Genomic DNA, 16934 nt, shown 5'->3' on the forward strand with positions numbered 1-16934 from the left:
CCGACCCTCTGCTTGTAAGGCAGATGCTCTCCCGGCTGAGCTAATCACCCTTCGTCTCGGTGTGGCGCGCATTCTACGGAGAGCATTCCACCCTGGCAAGCTCTTTTTGAAAAATATTTGAAAAAAAACGCAGGCCTTTCAATAACCTAGCGTAACCGCCGGTTTAATTGCCCCTGGAGTGACTACTGGCCCTCTGACAGGGTTGGCCTCGGGGGGCCGCTCGGAGAATAATGCCCGCCTTATGCATTAAGGAGAGATCCCCCCTCATGTGGTTCAAGAACCTGCTCACCTATCGCCTGACCCAGGATGTGCCTTTCGAGGCTGAAGCGCTGGAAGCCGCATTGGCCAGCAAGCCGGCCCGCCCCTGTGCCAGCCAGGAGCTGACCACCTATGGCTTCGTCGCTCCGTTCGGTAAAGGCGAAGACGCTCCCCTGGTGCATGTAAGCGGCGAATACCTGCTGATTGCCGCCCGCAAGGAAGAACGCATTCTGCCCAGCAGCGTGGTCAATGACGCTGTAAAGGAGAAGGTCGAAGAGATCGAAACCGAGCAGATGCGCAAGGTTTACAAAAAGGAACGCGACCAGATCAAGGACGAAATCATCCAGGCGTTCCTGCCGCGTGCGTTCATCCGCCGCTCGATGATCTTCGCCGCCATTGCCCCACGCCTGGGCATGGTGCTGGTCAACTCGGCCAGTGCCAAGCGCGCCGAAGACCTGTTGTCCACCCTGCGCGAAGTGATGGGCTCGCTGCCTGTGCGCCCGGCTACCGTCAAGATCGCCCCGGTCGCCACCATGACCGACTGGGTCAAGTCGCAGCAGGCTGCCGAAGGCTTCTATGTACTGGATGAGTGCGAGCTGCGCGACACCGCCGAAGACGGTGGCATCGTGCGCTGCAAGCGCCAGGACCTGACCGGCGAGGAGATCCAGCTGCACCTGAGCACCGGCAAGGTGGTGACCCAGCTGGCCATGGCCTGGCAAGACAAACTGTCGTTCGTACTGGACGACAAGATGGTGATCAAACGCCTGAAGTTCGAAGAGCTGCTGCAAGAGCAGGCCGAGCAGGACGGCGGTGACGAGGCCGCCCAGCAGTTCGATGCCAGCTTCCAGCTGATGATGATGACCTTCGCTGAGTTCCTGCCCACACTGTTCGAAGCCCTGGGCGGGGAAGAAATCCCCCAAGGCGTCTGACAGCGCCTGCGCAGCCTGGGCCGCAAGCTACAACAACAAGCACAACCGAGTGGCGCTGATCAAAGCGCCACTTCTTTATTACTTGCAGCTGAACCGGAGAATTCCCTGCCATGCGTGCGCTCGCCGCTCTCAGCCGTTTCGTCGGCAACACCTTTGCCCTGTGGGTGCTGGTATTTGCCCTACTGGCTTTTCTGCAACCCCAGTGGTTCATTGCCCTGAAAGTGGCCATCGTACCGCTGCTGGGGCTGGTGATGTTCGGCATGGGCCTCACCCTCAAGCTGGACGACTTTGCCGCCCTCGCCCGCCAACCCTGGCGCGTGATGCTGGGGGTGGTGGCCCATTTCGTGATCATGCCTGGCATGGCATGGCTGCTGTGCCAGGTGTTTCACCTACCCCCTGAAATCGCCGTGGGTGTGATTCTGGTGGGCTGCTGCCCCAGTGGCACCGCGTCCAACGTCATGGTCTGGCTGTCCCGTGGCGACCTGGCGTTAGCGGTAGCCATTGCCGCAGTGACCACCTTGCTGGCGCCATTGCTCACCCCCGCGTTGATCTGGTTCCTGGCCTCGGCCTGGTTGCCGGTGTCCTTCATGGACATGTTCTGGTCGATCTTGCAGTTGGTCATGCTGCCTATCGTGCTAGGGGTGTTGGCGCAACGCTTGCTGGGCGCACGGGTACAGGCTGCGGTACAGGTGTTGCCACTGGTGTCGGTGGTGAGCATCGTCATGATCGTGTGCGCGGTGGTGGCGGCCAGCCAGGCCAAGATTGCCGAATCCGGTTTGCTGATCATGGCGGTGGTAATACTGCACAACAGCTTCGGCTACCTGCTGGGTTACCTCACTGGCAAGCTGTGCAAACTGCCGCTGGCCCAGCGCAAGTCGCTGGCCCTGGAGGTCGGCATGCAGAACTCCGGGCTGGGGGCAGCGCTGGCGGCGGCGCATTTTTCGCCACTGGCAGCGGTGCCCAGCGCGCTGTTCAGCGTTTGGCACAATATTTCCGGTGCGTTGTTGTCCACCTGGTTCCGGCGCATGGACGACGCAGGCACCGCGCCTCGGGAACCTACCGCTGGCCGCTGAGCGGCACTACGTGCCCCTGCCCTCTTGATCCGAAGCGGGCAGATCGGCACCATGCAAGCACTGTGAGGACGACCTCACGACGCCGAGCGTGATCATTCCGGGGACGGCCCCATCATCCCACCTGATGGAGACGCACCATGTCCTGGATCATCCTGTTCTTTGCCGGCCTGTTCGAAGTAGGCTGGGCCGTTGGCCTGAAATACACCGATGGTTTCAGCAAGCCCCTGCCTACTGCCCTCACCATCGCGGCCATGGCGGTCAGCCTGGGCCTGCTGGGCCTGGCCATGAAAGAGCTGCCGCTGGGCACCGCCTACGCCATCTGGACAGGCGTAGGTGCAGTGGGCACGGTAATCGCCGGCATCATCCTGTTTGGTGAGTCCATGGCCCTGGTGCGGCTGGTCAGCGTGGCACTGATTATCTGTGGCCTGGTGGGCCTCAAAGTCAGCGCCAGCTAACAGCCTGTCAGCGCATGGCGCCGCGCAAGCGGCTTACCTGCTCCCGCAACACCTCTGGCTGCGCCGCCTCCGCTGGGATGGCGGCGCCTGCCACGATGGTCACCCGCGACCACAGCCGCTTGAAAAACCCTTTGGCAGGGTCACGGCTGAAAAAGCTGCCCCACAACCCCTGCAGCGCCAACGGAATGACCGGCACCGGCGTTTGTTCCAGAATGTGACTGACGCCGCCCTTGAACACATCGATCTCCCCATCGGCCGACAGCTTGCCTTCCGGGAAGATACACACCAGCTCGCCTTCGGCCAGGTACTGGGCAATACGTGCGAACGCGCGTTCGTAAGTCGCCAGGTCTTCGCTGCGCCCGGCAATCGGGATGGCACCTGCGGTGCGGAAAATGAAGTTCAACACCGGCAGGTTGTAGATTTTGTAATACATGACAAAACGAATCGGCCGGCGGATGGCCCCGCCCAGCAGCAGCGCGTCAACGAACGACACATGGTTGCACACCAGCAATGCCGGCCCTTCGTCCGGTATACGCTCCAGGCCTTGGTGCTTTACCCGGTACATCGAGTGGCTGAGCAACCAGATGAGAAAGCGCATGGTGAATTCAGGCACGATGCTGAAGATGTAGGCGTTGACCGCAATGTTCAGCAACGACACCACCAGGAACAACTGCGGGATGGTGAACCCGGCCAGGCCTAGCAGGGCAATGGTCAGCAGCGCTGAAACCACCATGAACAACGCATTGAGAATGTTGTTGGCGGCAATCACGCGGGCGCGCTGGTCTTCGGCGGTACGGGCCTGGATCAGCGCATACAGCGGCACGATGTAGAAACCGCCGAACACGCCCAGGCCAACGATGGACAGCAGCACCCACCAGGCCTGGCTCATGCCCAGCAGTGCCAGCCAGTCGTGGGGCGCAGCGGCCGCCGGTACGTCGCCGGAGTGCCACCACCACAGCAGGCCGAACACGGTCAGCCCGAACGAGCCGAACGGCACCAGCCCGATCTCGACCTTGCGCCCGCTCAGGCGCTCGCACAGCAGCGAGCCCAGGGCGATGCCTACCGAAAACAGCGTCAGCACCAGCGTAACGACCGTGCCGTCACCGTGCAGCCAGTCCTTGGCGTAGGCCGGGATCTGGGTGAGGTAGATGGCGCCGACGAACCAGAACCAGGAGTTGCCCACGATCGACCGAGACACTGCCGGCGGCTGCCCTAGCCCCATGCGCAGAATCACCCAGGACTGCTTGAAGATGTTCCAGTCCAGCACCGCATGCGGCGACGCCGCCGCCGCGCGCGGGATCCAGCGGCTGGCCAGGTAGCCCAGTACAGCGGTGCCGACCACACCGCCGGCCACCACCCAGGCGTAGTCGTCGGAGGACATCATCACCCCGGCGCCGATGGTGCCGGCCAGGATGGCCAGGAAGGTGCCGGTTTCCACCAGCCCATTGCCACCTACCAGTTCCTGTTCGCGCAGGGCCTGGGGCAGGATGGAATACTTGACCGGCCCGAACAGCGCCGAATGGGTCCCCATCCCGAACAGGGCCACCAGCATCAGGGCCAGGTGGTTGGTGACGAAGCCCAGCGCGCCTATCGACATGATGCCGATTTCGGCAAGCTTGATCGCGCGGATAAGCGCGTCCTTGGCAAACTTCTCGCCAAACTGCCCGCCCAGCGCCGAGAACAGGAAAAACGGCAGGATGAACAGCAGGGCACACAGGTTGACCCAGATGGAGCGATCGCCATCACCCAGGCTCAACTTGAACAGAATCGCCAGGATCAGCGACTGTTTGAACAGGTTGTCGTTGAACGCACCCAGCGACTGGGTGATGAAAAATGGCAGGAAGCGCCGCTTGCCGAGCAAGGTGAATTGCGAGGAGTGACTCATCGTCCTTGGTCCTGGGTTCAGCCATGGGTGGCAGTTATCTGATTGGGATGCACGCGGCCTCTATGAAGCCACAATTGCCACCACCACGGACAGGCCTGTTTCCAGCGAGTTGCACGCCACACCCTTGGTGTCAGTCGAACCCGAACAACCGTTGCGCCGTATCGACCAACAGGGCCTGGCGCAGTGGCGCCGCGCAACCCAGTGCGTCGAACTGCCCGACCACACTGGCGAAACTCACCCCTGCCTCATGCTGGGTATGCGGCCAATCGCTGCCCCACATCAGCCGCTCGGCCCCAAAATGCGCCTCCAACGCCCCCAACGCCTGGCGGGCGAAGGCCAGGTTTTGCTGTGGGCTGCCTTCCAGACGGTAGATACCGGACACCTTCACCCAGACGTTGCCAAGCCCGCCCAGGGTCAATAGCTCGGCAAAACCGGGCTGCCCGAGACCTTGGCGCGCGTCGGGGCGGCCAAAGTGGTCAATGACCAGGTCCAGCCCATAGGGCTGCAATGCCCGAACCAGCGCGGGGATGTCTGCCACCTGTCGATGCAGTTCGAGGTGCCAGCCCTGCTCGCCAATCCGCTGGAAAAGCTGCCGCCATGCACCGGTCGAGAAGTCCGGCAACGCCAGCCCCATCAAATTGAGGCGCACCCCCCGTACGCCCAGCCGGGCCATTGCATCGAGGGTTTCGCGCTGCACGTTCGGCTCCACCATCACCACTCCGCGCAGTTGGCCAGGCGCAGCTTGCAGGGCAGCCAGCAGGTAGCTGTTGTCGGTGCCCAGAAAGCTGGGCTGCACCAGCACCCCGTGGCTGAAGCCATGGGCAAGCAACTGGCCCAGGTACTCGGCCAGTGGCGCATCGTAGTCAGGCGCGTAACGCCGTTCTTGCGCCATCGCCAGCCCACGGCTGAACACGTGGGCATGGCTGTCGATGGCAGTGATGTGTAAATCGGGTTCGTGGGGCATGGCACTCATAATAAGGTTAGGTTACTTGGCAACCGCACCGGCAGCGTCCGGCGTGATGGCGGCGTGCAGGTTGCGGCCGCGGGTTTCCGGCAGGCAAAGCGCAGCGATAACGGCCACGCCATAGGCAATGCCGGCGTCGATGCCGATGGCGGCGCCCAGCGACATGGATTCGCTCATGTGCCCGACAAGGAACGGGAACACCGCCGACAGCACGCGGCCGAAGTTGTAGCAGAAGCCTACCCCCGCACCGCGTACATCGGCCGGGTACAGCTCGTTGAAGAACGCGCCCAGGCTGGCCGGAATGCCCGCGGCGAAGAAGCCCAGCGGGAAGCCCAGGAAGAGCATCTGCGTGTTGCTCAGCGGGAAAAACACATAAGCCTGCACAGTGAGCACGCAGCACACGGCGAACAGCAGGATGTTCTTGCGCCGGCCAATGCGGTCGATCAACAGGCCACTGACCACGCACCCGCACCAGAAGGCCAGGATGATGACGGCCAGGTAGCCCCCGGAGTTGAGCACCGACAGGTTGCGCTCGGTTTTGAGGAAGGTCGGCAGCCAGGTCATCACCGCGTGGTAACCCCCATGCGCCCCCAGGCCCAGCAGCCCGCCCAACAGGGTTACCCGCAGCAGCTCAGGGCGGAAGATACCGGCCATGGACTTGAAGAAACTGCCAGGGATGACCTGTTCTTTCTGCAGCCGCTGGAAGCTGTCCGGCTCAGGCACGTTGCGGCGCACCCAGATGATCAGCAACGACGGCAACAGGCCGACGAAGAACATCACCCGCCAGGCAAATTCCTGCGGCACCAGCGAGTAGATCAGCGTGAACAGTGCCACGGCCAGGCCCCAGCCCACTGCCCAGGCGCTCTGCACGGTGCCCATGACCTTACCCCGGTACTTGGGGTTGATGGTTTCAGCCATCAGCACCGCGCCGGCAGCCCACTCGCCACCAATACCAAAGCCCTGCATGGCCTTGACGAACAGCAACGGGTAGAAGCCTGTGACGAAGGCCGAGAGGAAGGTGAAGAACGAGAACCAGAGGATCATCCACTGCAGGACGCGCACGCGCCCGTAGCGGTCGGACAACGTGCCACCCAGCCAGCCACCGATGGCCGAGGTTACCAGGGTCAGGCCGCTGATCAGGCCGGCATCACCCTTTGACAGCGAAAAGGCAGCAATAAGCGCGGGGATGGCCAGGCCGAACATCTGCACTTCCAGTGCATCGAGCGACCAGCCGCCGAAGCAGGCCCAGAACGTCTTGCGTTCCCGTGAGGTGATCTGGCGGTACCAGCTGAACATGATTGTTATCCTTCTAGTTGTGTGTGTTTCAACCGGTCACCCTTGCTGCTGCATGGGCCAACGGGCAGGCGAAACCACTGCGCCCCGGCGTGAGGGCGCAGGCAGGTAAAAGCAGGAACGACCGGCTTAACGAATGTCGATGCGGTAGCGGAAGTGCTGCGCATGGCCGCGCGAGCGGCGCCATTCAAGCGGTTTGCCGGCGTAGTCGCGGGCCAGGCGCTCGATCACCACCACCGGGCTGTCGGCCGGCAGGTGCAACAGGCGGCCATGCACCGCGTCCACCGCTTCGGCCGTCAGGGTCTCTTCGGCCGAGGCCACCACTTGGCCACACAGGTGCTCGTAGATCGGGTAAAGCAACGGCCCCTTGCTGTCCAGGTCGACCTCCAGCAGGGCCTTGAAGGGCTGGCGTGGCAGCCAGATTTCCTCGGCCAGTACCGGTTGGGCCCCCAACAGGCGAATACGCTGCATGCGGATGACTTCTGCCTGCGCGCCCAAACCCAGCGCCTGGGCCACGGCAGAGGGTGCGGGTACGGCTGTGATTGCCAGGATGCGGCTCTCGGGGACCACGCGCTCGCCATTGGCCGTTTCGAACCGGAAGAAGCGAAACAACGAAGACTGGAACTGTGGCCGCCGGATGAAGGTACCCCGGCCCTGCTGACGCTCCAGCACGCCTTCGGCAACCAGCACGTCCACGGCCTTGCGCACGGTGCCTACCGACATGTCGAATTCGGCAGCCAGCGCCGCCTCGGTGGGTATTGCCTCACCCGGGCGCCAGCGGTTGTTGGCGATCTGGGTGACCATGTGGTCGCGCAGTTGCTGGTAGCGAGGCAGTCGAGCATCACCGGTCAGGGGGTGCATGGGTAAGCCCTCATCTTGTTATATAGACATATATATGAATTTGAGGGGAGTATTCGCTTTCACCTGTAGCCTGTCAATCCTCCGCCCGTCGGCGCCATCGGGGCCCCTGCGGCCGTGGGCTGCGACGACCTGCCACTGCGACCAATGTCGGCGCTGACGACAAGGCGCTGCCCGTGCCAGACTGACCCATCGGGCCACGTTATTTTTTTGCTTCGGAGTCTTCATGTCGTTGTCCAGCGGGTTGATCGCCGTGGTCGCCCTCGCCTATATGGCCATCATGTTCGCCATCGCGTTCTACGGCGACCGCCGCAGCACGCCGCTGCCGCCGAAGTTGCGCGCCTGGGTGTACAGCCTGTCGCTGGCGGTGTATTGCACCAGCTGGACATTCTTCGGCGCCGTCGGCCAGGCCGCCGAGCAGTTGTGGGCGTTTTTACCCATTTACCTGGGGCCGGTGCTGCTGCTCATCTTTGCACCCTGGGTGGTGCAGAAGATGGTGCTGATCAGCAAGCAGCAGAACATCACGTCGATCGCCGACTTCATCGCCGCACGTTACGGCAAGTCGCAAACCCTGGCGGTGGTGGTGGCGCTGATCTGCCTGGTGGGCGTACTGCCCTATATCGCCCTGCAGTTAAAGGGCATCGTGCTGGGCGTGAACCTGCTGATTGGCGCCAATGCCGACGCCACCGGTACCCGGGTGCAGGACACCGCACTGGTAGTTTCGCTGGTGCTTGCCGTGTTCGCCATCGTGTTCGGCACCCGCAGCCTGGATGTCACCGAACACCACCGTGGCATGGTGCTGGCCATCGCCTTCGAGTCGCTGATCAAGCTGCTGGCGTTTCTGGCGGTGGGTATCTTCGTGGTCTTCAACCTTTACGACGGCTTCGATGACCTGTTCACTCAGGCGCGGCAATCCATCCATCTGCAGGACTACTGGCAAGAAACAATCAACTGGCCGTCGATGGTGGTGCAGACCGCCGTGGCGATGATGGCCATCATCTGCCTGCCGCGGCAGTTTCACGTCACCGTGGTGGAAAACATCGAACCCCAGGACATGCGCCTGGCGCGCTGGGTATTTCCGATGTACCTGGCGCTGGCCGCGCTGTTCGTGGTGCCCATCGCCCTCGCCGGGCAGATGCTGTTGCCGGGGACGGTGATGTCCGACTCGTTCGTCATCAGCCTGCCACTGGCCGAAGCCCACCCCAGCCTGGCCCTGCTGGCGTTCATCGGCGGCGCCTCGGCGGCCACCGGCATGGTGATTGTCGAGGCGGTAGCGCTGTCGACCATGGTGTCCAACGACATGCTGCTGCCGTGGCTGCTGCGGCGCAACAACGCCGAACGGCCATTCGAGGTGTTCCGCCACTGGATGCTTTCGGTACGCCGGGTGACCATCGTGGTGATCCTGCTGCTCGCTTACGTCAGCTACCGCCTGCTGGGCTCTACCGCCAGCCTGGCTACCATCGGCCAAATTGCGTTCGCCGCCGTTACCCAGCTGACGCCGGCCATGCTCGGGGCACTCTACTGGAAGCAGGCCAACCGCCGTGGCGTGTTTGCCGGGCTGGCAGCCGGCATCTTCCTGTGGTTCTACACGCTGGTACTGCCCATTGCCGCCCACAGCGTCGGCTGGTCATTGCAACTGTTCCCGGGGCTGGCGTGGCTGCACGGCAACCCGCTGAACCTGCCGATCAGCCCGCTCACCCAGGGGGTAGTGTTGTCACTGGCCGGCAACTTCACACTGTTCGCCTGGGTGTCGGTGCTGTCGCGCACACGGGTGTCGGAACATTGGCAGGCGGGCCGCTTCATCGGCCAGCAAACCAGCGCCCGCCCCAGCAGCAAGCCCTTGCTGGCGGTGCAGATCGACGACTTGCTGACCCTGGCCTCGCGTTTTGTCGGCGAAGAGCGTGCCCGGCAGAGCTTCATCCGTTTCGCCTACCGCCAGGGCAAGGGCTTCAACCCCAACCAGAACGCCGACGGCGACTGGATCGAGCATACCGAACGCCTGCTGGCCGGGGTACTGGGCACGTCCTCCACGCGGGCGGTGGTCAAGGCCGCCATCGAAGGCCGCGACATGCAGCTGGAGGACGTGGTGCGCATTGCCGACGAGGCCAGTGAGGTGCTGCAGTTCAACCGCGCACTGCTGCAAGGCGCCATCGAGAACATCAACCAGGGCATCAGCGTGGTCGACCAGAACCTGCACCTGGTGGCCTGGAACCGCCGGTACCTGGAGCTGTTCAACTACCCGGAGGGGCTGATCAGCGTGGGCCGGCCCATCGCCGACATCATCCGCTACAACGCCGAGCGCGGCCTGTGCGGGCCCGGCGAGGCCCAGGTGCACGTGGCGCGGCGCCTGCACTGGATGCGCCAGGGCCGGGCGCACTCTTCCGAGCGGTTGTTCCCCAACGGCCGCGTGATCGAGCTGATCGGCAACCCCATGCCGGGGGGCGGGTTCGTGATGAGCTTTACCGACATCACCCCGTTCCGCGAAGCCGAGCAGGCGCTGCGGGACGCCAATGAGGGCCTGGAACAGCGCGTAGCAGAGCGCACCCACGAGCTGTCGCAACTGAACCAGGCGCTGACCGAAGCCAAGAGCCATGCCGAGGCGGTCAGCCAGTCCAAGACGCGCTTTCTGGCTGCGGTCAGCCACGACCTGATGCAGCCGTTGAACGCGGCAAGGCTGTTCTCTGCGGCCCTTTCCCAGCAGGCCGAAGGCATGACTACGGAAGCCCGGCAATTGGTCCAGCACATGGACAGCTCGCTGCGCTCTGCCGAGGAACTGATCAGCGACCTGCTGGATATCTCGCGGCTTGAAAACGGCAAGATCACCCCGGACGCCAAGCCATTCGCCCTTAACGAACTGTTCGACACACTGGGTGCCGAGTTCAAGGTGCTGGCTGCCGAAAAAGGCCTGGAGTTCCGTCTGCGCGGCAGCCGCCTGCGGGTGGACAGCGATATGAAACTGCTGCGCCGGGTACTGCAAAACTTCCTCACCAATGCCCTTCGCTACGGCAAAAGCCCGATCTTGCTGGGCGCCCGTCGCCAGGGCGAGCGGCTGTGGCTGGAGGTGTGGGACCGTGGCCCAGGTATCGCCGATGACAAGCTGCAGGTGATCTTCCAGGAGTTCAAGCGCCTGGACAGCCACCAGACCCGTGCCGAAAAAGGCCTGGGCCTGGGCCTGGCGATCGCCGACGGCCTGTGCCGGGTACTGGGGCACTCCCTGGAGGTGCGCTCGTGGCCTGGTAAGGGCACGGTGTTCCGGGTCAGCGTCCCCATCGCCCGCCAGGCCGCGGCGGCCACCACCGCGCCGCTGGAACAACGCAGCGAGCCGCTGGCTGGCCTGCAGGTACTGTGCGTGGACAATGAAGACAGCATTCTGATTGGCATGAACAGCCTGCTCAGCCGCTGGGGCTGCCAGGTGTGGACGGCCCGCAGCCGCGCCGAATGCGAAGCGCTGCTGGCAGACGGCATGCGCCCGCACCTGGCCCTGGTGGACTACCACCTGGATGACGGCGACACCGGCACCGGCCTGATGGGCTGGCTACGGGCGCGGCTGGGCGAACCGGTACCGGGGGTGGTGATCAGTGCCGATGGCAGCAAGGAAACCCTCGGGCTGGTGCATGCTGCGGGCCTGGACTTCCTGGCCAAGCCGGTCAAGCCAGCGGCGTTGCGGGCCCTGCTCAACCGTCATCTGAGCCTGGTTCAGTAAGCGCTTCCCCTGGCACCGCCTCATCGCTCAGGGCCCGCTCCAGCAAGCTGGGTGGCAGGCTCTTGCTGGCCCTGGCCCCCAGCAACTTGAGCTGCTCGCTGCGGCTGACCAGGTTGCCGCGCCCCTCGCACAGCTTGTTGCGCGCAGCGGCGTAGGCCTTGTCCACTTGTTGCAAGCGGCTGCCCAGCTCGTCCAGGTCCTGGATGAACAGCACGAACTTGTCGTACAGCCACCCGGCGCGCTCGGCGATTTCGCGGGCGTTCTGGCCCTGACGCTCCTGCTTCCACAGGCTGTCGATGACGCGCAGGGTGGCCAGCAGGGTGGTCGGGCTGACAATCACGATCTGCCGGTCGAAGGCTTCCTGGAACAGGTTCGGCTCTGCCTGCAGGGCGGCAGAGAACGCTGCCTCGATAGGCACGAACAACAGCACGAAATCGAGGCTGTGCAAGCCTTCGAGCCGGCTGTAGTCCTTGCTGGACAAACCTTTGACGTGGCTGCGCAGCGATTGCACATGTTGCTTGAGCGCCGCTTCGTCGTTGCCAGCCACGTACTGCTGGTAGGCGGTGAGGCTGACCTTGGCATCCACCACCACCTGCTTGTCGCCGGGCAGCATGATCAGCACGTCCGGCTGGAAGCGCTCGCCATCGGCGCTCTTGAGGCTCACCTGGGTCTGGTACTCGCGGCCCTTCTCAAGGCCGGCGTGCTCCAGCACCCGCTCCAGAATGAGCTCACCCCAGTTGCCCTGGGTTTTCTGCCCTTTCAACGCCTGGGTCAGGTTGGTGGCTTCGTCTGACAGGCGCAGATTGAGCTGTTGCAGGCGCTCCAGTTCCTTGCCAAGCGAGAAACGCTCGCGAGCTTCCTGCTGGTAGCTTTCCTCCACGCGCTTTTCGAACGACTGGATACGTTCCTTCAGCGGGTCGAGCAATTGCCCCAGGTGCTGTTGGCTGGTTTGGGCAAAACGCTGCTCGCGCTCGTCGAAAATTTTTGTGGCCATGTCGGCGAACTGGGCACGCAACGTCTCGCGGGCTTCCTGCAGATCCTCCAGGCGCTGCTGATGGCTTTCCTGCTGCTCACGCAGCTCCGCTTCCAGGCGCGCTGCCTGCGCCTCCAGGCGACGCAGCTCGGCCTCGCGGTTGGCGCGTTCCAGGTTCCAGGCATGGGAGGCATCGCGGGCGTTGTCGCGCTCGACCTGCAGCAACTCCAGCTCACGGCCCTGGGCGGCGAGCTGGGCCTGCTTGGCGGTGTTGGCTTCGCTGAGGTCGCTGACCTCGTCACGGCTGGCGTCCAGTTGCGCCTGCAGACCGGCCTGGGCCAGCTGGGCTGCGTTGAGGCGCTCTTCCAGCAGTGCCTGAGCTGCGTGCCGCGCCCCTTGCCCACGCTGTAGCTGCATGGCCCACACCAGGCCAGGCACCGCCCCCGCCACCAAACCCAGCAGGACGCTGGCCAGATCAACTGTCATGCTTACCCCGATTACTGTTCTGGCAAAGGGGGGCAGCTTATCAGCCCGGCGGGAGGGTTGCCCGCGCTACGCGCGACCAGGCGTGCTTCAGGTGCCGAACCACTGGTGCAGCAGTGTGCGAGCCTCATGCGACCCCTGGCCTGCGGCCAGCTCCAACCAGAACCGGGCCTGGTCCGGGGCACTGTGCTGGCAAACACGTGCGTATTCCAGCTGAGCCCGGCGATCACCGCCCCGTGCGGCCTGACGCAGCAGGTCATGACCAATGCGGCGGTCGCGCGCGCTGCCACAGTCGCGACACAACATCTGCCCCAACCGGCTCTGCGCAACCACCACGCCTTGGCGAGCTGGCCGTTTGAGCAAGCGGCCAGCCAGGTGCTTGACCTTGGGCTTTTCATTCAGCCGTGGGTTATCCAGCAACCACAGGGCAACCTTGAGCGAGAACCTGCGGTCGGGGGGCGCAGCAGCTGTGGCGGTGTTGACGGAGGTTTTACCGAGAGACTTCATGGCAACAGGGGCAGGCAAATCGAAAAGCGCGCCACTCTACTCCTTTTCCCGACATCGGCCCAACGCGACGGCTAATTTTTAAAAAAATTTCATGTGATCGTTTCTTGACGTAGTCAGGGTAATGAGTGGAGGCCTGGGCTTACCCACCTAAACGAGTTGGAAGGCATTCTGGCCGCGCCATGCCCGGGCTAGAGCAAGCGCTTGGGACAATCCACAGTTCCTGTGGATAACTCGGTGGACAACCCCTTCCTACCCCCCTCAAAGCCGCATGGTATATGGCCTCCTGACAAACTGACGATTTTTTCACCAGTTAAAAATAGTGTTTTTTTTCATTGACTTAACTGGCCAGTCAAGTCATTGGCGAAGGCTTCGCTGCGTGTTGCGGGGGTGTTACAGCGGCCACACCGAATGTGCACAAGCCGTGCGAAAACATCCGTTCGGGTATCCGCTGTCTCGATACTGCCCCTAAAAGCAGCATGGCCGCCCCTTCACAGCCTGAGAAAATTCGAACATACTGCTCGGCTTGCTTCGCAGAAAATAATGCTTGCCAAGCTTATGACGCTCCGGTAAGGTGCCCCTCGTTAGTACCAAGCTGAAAGTCAATTCTGGCCAACAGTGTCCTTGCAGATTCGCTTCCCCAACAGCGTACTGCTGAAACCAGGACCGGCCCCTTAGATGATTCGCCCGGCAGCCAATAGGCTGTACGCCAATGAATCACATGACAGATTGATCAGGATCCCACCCGATGGCCCAGAACCCTGGCCCCGGCGTGCTGCCTGCCCTCTGAAGTACCTACCAGTCAGCCCAAGCGCCCACTACTTGATTGCGCTCCCTCTGGCTGCATTGTTCCAGTCGGGTTCTCTCGTCCCTTAATAAAGGCGTCACTGGAACGTTTCTATCATGCACGGATCCTAATCCCCGTGTTCAACGCAGGAAACTTCCAACAATATGCAAACTCATCACCAAATTCAGGCTGCCATTGGCACCCTTTCCCAAGCCTTCTCCCCACTGAAGTGCCTGATCGTGGCCCCACGCAAGGGTAGCTTCAGCTTCACCCTGGTGGACGAACATGGCATCGCCTGCCACACCGAACGCTTGTACCCTGAGCAGTACAGCCGCAGCGAGCCGCTGCAGGCGATCATTGCCCGGACCCGCCAGTCGCTCACCGCGTGAGCGGAGAATGCTGGGCCATTCAAGCGCTGAATACCCCCATCGCAAGCCTGCCTGAGCAGACCCAGCGTAATTGCCTTAGGGCATATGGCTGGTCGACTCTGGCAGCAATCGATTTAAAAACAGCCCTTTACACCATGATTATCACACTACACTTCAACTCGAGCGGCGCTTGCCGCTTCCGGCGGGCCTGACCATTCACCAGCTGCCAAGCTCCAGCGCCCGTCGGTCCCTTACTGCTCGAGGGCATCATGGGTATTGCGGCGAAGGAACTCTGTCAGCATGTCATTCGGCCCACTCTGGCCTACCTGAACCGTCACTGCGCCAGCGCTGAAGCGTTGTTGCTCGGCATTGCCGCAAGCCAGTCGGCGCTCGGGTCTGCACTGCACGATCGACGTGGCCACGGGCTTTACCGTATCGGCGAGCACCGCCACCGAGCCGTGTGGGACGAATACCTGGCCCTGGACCCTGAACTCGCCAGCCTGGTACGCGGCCTGGCCAGCCAACACGCCTTTCTCGGCAGCCCGCACCTTGAACTGACCGTCAACCTGCGCTACTCCACCGCCATCGCGTGGATGCTGGTCGAGGCCCAGGCACCCCTGCTTCCTCCCGCAGACGACCTTCAAGCACTGGCGCGCATATGGCGACAGGTGTTCAGCCCTCAGGGGCGGCTGCGCGATTTTACGGAAGCGTGGGAAACCTGCATTAATCAGAAACTACCTCAACTGTCTTGAGAAGGGTCTTACAACTTAACCAGAAAAAAAGGAATTTTGGTCGGATTGTCCTACAAAACCGCTCTATCTTCGGTGTTTGCGGCTATAGCGCGCCGCGCAATTTGTTGGTAGCTTTTCGCCTCGGAGATCCCAAGGAGTTTCTAATAATGAAAAAAGTCATGCTCAAAACCTCCCTCAGCCTCGCCGTCACGCTCGCGTCCGGCCAACTGTTCGCCAGCGGTTTCGCCCTGAACGAACAAAGCGTTAGCGGCATGGGGACAGGTTTCGCGGGACGTTCCTCATCTGCCGAAGATGCCAGTACTGTGTATGGCAACCCGGCCGGCATGTCCCGCATCAAGCGCCAGCAGGTTACCGTGGGCGGCGCGGCGGTCATCGCCAAGTCGGATATCTCAGGCCCAGGTAGCAATCTTGGGGGGGAAACCGACGGTGACATGGTACCGGTCGTCGGGGTACCCATGGGTTACTACGTCAAACCTATCGATGACCACTGGAGCGTTGGCTTCGGTGTCTACGTGCCGTTTGGCCTGGTCACCGACTACGGCAGCGACGACGCTGCACGTTACTGGGGCAAGAAGAGCCACGTAGAGGTGGTCACCTTCCAGCCAACCGTCAGCTATGCCTTCAACGACAAGGTATCGATCGGTTTCGGCCCTACCATCAACCGTATCAAGGGTGAACTGGGCTCGAACCTGATCAACCCGCGCACCCCGGGGCGCAATGATGGTGAAGTGAAGATCAAGGGCGACGATACTGCAGTCGGCTACAACATCGGCCTGCTGGTGCAGGCCACCGACCGCACCCGTATCGGCCTGACCTACCACTCGATGGTGGACTACAAGCTCGAAGGCAAGACAAAGGTCACTACCCCGTTGATCGGGCCGTACAGCGGCAGCAAGTACGATGCAAGCCTGAAAATCAAGACACCTGAGTCGGTGGACTTGTCGGTCACCCACGAACTGGATGACCAGTGGACCTTGTACGCGGGCAGCACCTGGACGCGTTGGAGCCGCCTGAAAGACATCACGGTGCAGAATGATGTACCCCGCCCGCTGGTGGGTTCAGCGTTCCAGACGATTTCGGAAGAGCAGAACTGGCATGACACCTGGGCGCACGCCGTGGGTGCGTCGTACAAGGTCAACAAGGAGTGGGTGCTGCGCACCGGCTTCACGGTTGACCAGTCGCCGACCAACAACCAGGACCGTTCGCCACGCATCCCTACCGGCGATCGCAAGATCTTCAGCCTGGGGGCTGGGTGGAGCCCGAGCGACGACATGACCATCGATGTGGCTTACTCCTATCTGTGGGAAGAAGACACGAAGGTTAATCAGGTGAGTGCGACGAAGGGTAGCTACCGGGCCAAGTACGAGAACAGTGCTCATGGCGTGGGGGCTTCGCTGACGTATCGGTTCTGATGGTACGTTATGTGTGAAAAACCGCCCTTGTGGCGGTTTTTTTGTTTGGTGTGTGGGTGGGTGTGCTGAGTTAGCTTTTTTGAATGGGCTATAGAGTCTGCAGGCGTCCACTCGATGCAATTAAAGTGCTAACTGCTAATATTTTTAATGTGGGCGCGTGTTACGAGCAAACATTCTTTAGCGCAAGTGGCGCTTAGTCACCTTTCCGCCCTTCCGGCGGGTTACTTTGGTCTTGGC

General features: G+C 62.3%; 13 protein-coding genes. 7 read left to right on the forward strand and 6 right to left on the reverse strand.

What is annotated here, in order from left to right; all coding sequences use genetic code 11:
- Positions 1-266: 266 nt before the first annotated feature.
- The 3 genes from rdgC (at position 267) to sugE (ending at position 2715) form a co-directional block, all read left to right on the forward strand.
- On the forward strand, positions 267-1187 hold the full coding sequence (gene rdgC, locus IAE38_RS22375) for a recombination-associated protein RdgC (RefSeq protein WP_028633683.1): 921 nt from the start codon (positions 267-269) through the stop codon (positions 1185-1187).
- 110 nt (positions 1188-1297) lie between these two features.
- The gene (locus tag IAE38_RS22380; RefSeq protein WP_201219336.1) at positions 1298-2260 is read left to right on the forward strand and encodes a bile acid:sodium symporter family protein; all 963 of its coding nucleotides are present in this window, start codon (positions 1298-1300) and stop codon (positions 2258-2260) included.
- Positions 2261-2397: 137 nt separating this feature from the next.
- Positions 2398-2715, forward strand: coding sequence for a quaternary ammonium compound efflux SMR transporter SugE (gene sugE / locus IAE38_RS22385; protein ID WP_028633685.1), 318 nt, complete (start codon positions 2398-2400; stop codon positions 2713-2715).
- A 7-nt stretch (positions 2716-2722) separates the two neighbouring features.
- Here sugE and IAE38_RS22390 read toward each other — a convergent pair whose 3' ends face one another.
- The 4 genes from IAE38_RS22390 to IAE38_RS22405 form a co-directional block, all read right to left on the reverse strand.
- Entirely contained in the window at positions 2723-4600 is a 1878-nt protein-coding gene (locus tag IAE38_RS22390; RefSeq protein WP_201164009.1) for a 1-acyl-sn-glycerol-3-phosphate acyltransferase, read from the reverse strand.
- 130 nt (positions 4601-4730) lie between these two features.
- Positions 4731-5564 (reverse strand): amidohydrolase family protein, encoded by an 834-nt coding sequence (locus IAE38_RS22395; protein ID WP_201219338.1) that lies wholly within the window; start codon positions 5562-5564, stop codon positions 4731-4733.
- A 21-nt stretch (positions 5565-5585) separates the two neighbouring features.
- A complete protein-coding gene (locus IAE38_RS22400) occupies positions 5586-6860 on the reverse strand; it encodes an MFS transporter (RefSeq protein WP_201219340.1) in 1275 nt (424 codons plus the stop codon).
- Positions 6861-6986: 126 nt separating this feature from the next.
- Complete coding sequence (locus IAE38_RS22405; RefSeq protein WP_201219342.1) at positions 6987-7718, reverse strand: GntR family transcriptional regulator; 732 nt, start codon at positions 7716-7718, stop codon at positions 6987-6989.
- Positions 7719-7941: 223 nt separating this feature from the next.
- On the opposite strand from IAE38_RS22405, the gene IAE38_RS22410 reads away from it, so the two are divergent.
- Positions 7942-11418 (forward strand): hybrid sensor histidine kinase/response regulator, encoded by a 3477-nt coding sequence (locus tag IAE38_RS22410; protein ID WP_060481318.1) that lies wholly within the window; start codon positions 7942-7944, stop codon positions 11416-11418.
- On the opposite strand, the gene rmuC is transcribed toward IAE38_RS22410, so the two are convergent.
- Positions 11390-12763: a DNA recombination protein RmuC gene (rmuC, locus tag IAE38_RS22415; protein ID WP_161629588.1), complete on the reverse strand. Its 1374-nt coding sequence runs from the start codon at positions 12761-12763 to the stop codon at positions 11390-11392. The genes IAE38_RS22410 and rmuC overlap by 29 nt on opposite strands.
- 201 nt (positions 12764-12964) lie before the next feature.
- Positions 12965-13381, reverse strand: coding sequence for a tetratricopeptide repeat protein (locus IAE38_RS22420; protein WP_201219344.1), 417 nt, complete (start codon positions 13379-13381; stop codon positions 12965-12967).
- 948 nt (positions 13382-14329) lie between these two features.
- On the opposite strand from IAE38_RS22420, the gene IAE38_RS22425 reads away from it, so the two are divergent.
- The 3 genes from IAE38_RS22425 (at position 14330) to IAE38_RS22435 (ending at position 16697) form a co-directional block, all read left to right on the forward strand.
- Positions 14330-14554, forward strand: coding sequence for a hypothetical protein (locus IAE38_RS22425; RefSeq protein ID WP_028633693.1), 225 nt, complete (start codon positions 14330-14332; stop codon positions 14552-14554).
- 248 nt (positions 14555-14802) lie between these two features.
- On the forward strand, positions 14803-15285 hold the full coding sequence (locus IAE38_RS22430; RefSeq protein WP_028633694.1) for a hypothetical protein: 483 nt from the start codon (positions 14803-14805) through the stop codon (positions 15283-15285).
- A 146-nt stretch (positions 15286-15431) separates the two neighbouring features.
- Positions 15432-16697, forward strand: a complete 1266-nt coding sequence (locus IAE38_RS22435; protein ID WP_201219346.1) for an OmpP1/FadL family transporter — start codon at positions 15432-15434, stop codon at positions 16695-16697.
- The last annotated feature ends 237 nt before the right edge of the window (positions 16698-16934 follow it).

The sequence above is a fragment of the Pseudomonas sp. S32 genome (genome assembly GCF_016648095.1).
Taxonomy (GTDB): Bacteria; Pseudomonadota; Gammaproteobacteria; order Pseudomonadales; family Pseudomonadaceae; genus Aquipseudomonas; species Aquipseudomonas parafulva.